The organism is Aliterella sp. E5.1, from assembly GCF_057473825.1.
Genome location: NZ_JBYCCV010000342.1, coordinates 1 through 1,590, shown reverse-complemented (window position 1 = coordinate 1,590; position 1,590 = coordinate 1). Strand labels below are relative to the sequence as shown.

Sequence of the window (1,590 nt, the reverse complement as noted above, 5' to 3'; positions counted from 1 at the left end):
CAAGTCCACGGACAAAATCGGAACTTCTAGATCTTCAGCCCTGCTCAGAATAATCGGGCTAGGGGGGAAGTGTCCGGTCAAAATTAAGCACTGAGTTGAGGTTTCTAGGGCGGCCAGCTGGATGTCAGTCCGATCGCCGCCAGTGATCACGGCCATGTTGTTGGCCTTGCGAAAATATTTAAGGGCAGAATTAACATTCATCGCCCCAATCGTGAGTTGCTCAACCATTAGGTCCAAGCGATCGGGGCGGCAAAGCACCTCGGCCTTTAATTGGTGAACCAGTTCACCAACGCTGACACTGCGCAGGAGTTGATTGCTGGGCAGCAGCCCTAAAACGGGAATTTGCCGGGACTCTAGAAAGGGTTGAATCACCTCGGCAACGGAATCATACTCTGCTGGGGGAATGTCATTAATCAGAACCCCTAGCAAGCGATCGCCAAGCTTCTCTTTGGCAACCAGGAGTGAATCGATTACCAACGGCGATCGCAAACGGGCAATTAATAAAATTGATGCATCAACAATCTCAGCCACTTGGGGCAAAGCCAGACCAAACAAATGCCCCTCCTCCAGTGAGCCAGGGCCTTCCAGCAGCACTAAATCCTCCCCCTGGGCTTGGCAATACTGAACCAGATGTTGAGCATAATCAGTTTGGTCGTTTCCTTGCAGGCGCTGATAAATAGTTTTAGCGTTCAAAAAGAACAGTGAGGGTCGCAGGGCAGAGGCTGGTAAGTCTAACGTTTGGGCCATAAATCGGACATCCTCATCGATCGAGTCTGTCTCAGAATCACTAAAGCAAGTTCCCAAGGGCTTGCCGTAGGCAATTTGTAATCCTTGTTGCTTGAGCTGCTGCGCAATGCCCAAAACTGCAGCGGATTTGCCACTATAAGCCTCTGTGGAGCCAATCAGCAAATATTTAGCAGATTTAGGCACGCTCTTCACTCCTTGATAATTTGCAAAACCCACAGGGGGGTCTTCTTATTTTAGGGGAACTTCTTCTGGCCTTGAGTAACCTAAAAAATCAAATCTTGACTTCAGCCCTGAAATTTCCTAGGGGCCTGAAATTCCCCAGGGTATAGAGGGGTATTGTCTAGACCTATGGCCCGTCCAGGCGGAGGAGCTTTCGATAGAAGCTTTTAGAAAAATCGGCGATTCCAGACCGCTTGAAATTATTCAGCACCTCGATTAAAAACCCAATAAATTCAAAATTTGTCATGGTCACTTCGTAGCTCAACTCTGGATTCCCCTCAAACTGGACTCGACAGCGTGTGAGATCCGCTGGCAGGGTAGAGAGGCTCCAAGTGGCGACAAATTCAATGTTGTCACCCCCTTCAATGCCTCGCTGACCCTCAAAATTACCACTCTGATACAGAGAAATTGCTTGAGGAAGAAGATTGCGCTTACTCCCCTGGAAGTAGGGCAAGTAGACGTTCACCTCCTTGGCCGCAGCGGGTTGAATGTGATCTAGGGTTGCAGTCATAAGGGTTAGCTCTTGGATCATCAACCAGCAAATCAGCCCAGAATAAGGAAATCTTGAGGAGATTCAGGATTGAACTTGAACTTTATGGTATAGGTGTGATTGAGGCAACAAGT

Annotated in this window: 2 protein-coding genes; both read right to left on the bottom strand. The window is 48.6% G+C overall.

Annotated features, from left to right (window positions below; all coding sequences use genetic code 11):
* On the bottom strand, nt 1–930 hold a 930-nt coding region (locus tag AC2VE5_RS27045; protein WP_486890622.1), incomplete at its 3' end, for a phosphotransacetylase family protein.
* A gap of 163 nt (nt 931–1,093) precedes the next feature.
* Nucleotides 1,094–1,477 carry a type IV pilus biogenesis protein EbsA gene (ebsA, locus tag AC2VE5_RS27040; protein WP_486890621.1) on the bottom strand — a complete coding sequence of 128 codons (384 nt, stop codon included), beginning with the start codon at nt 1,475–1,477 and terminating at the stop codon, nt 1,094–1,096.
* Nucleotides 1,478–1,590 lie beyond the last annotated feature (113 nt).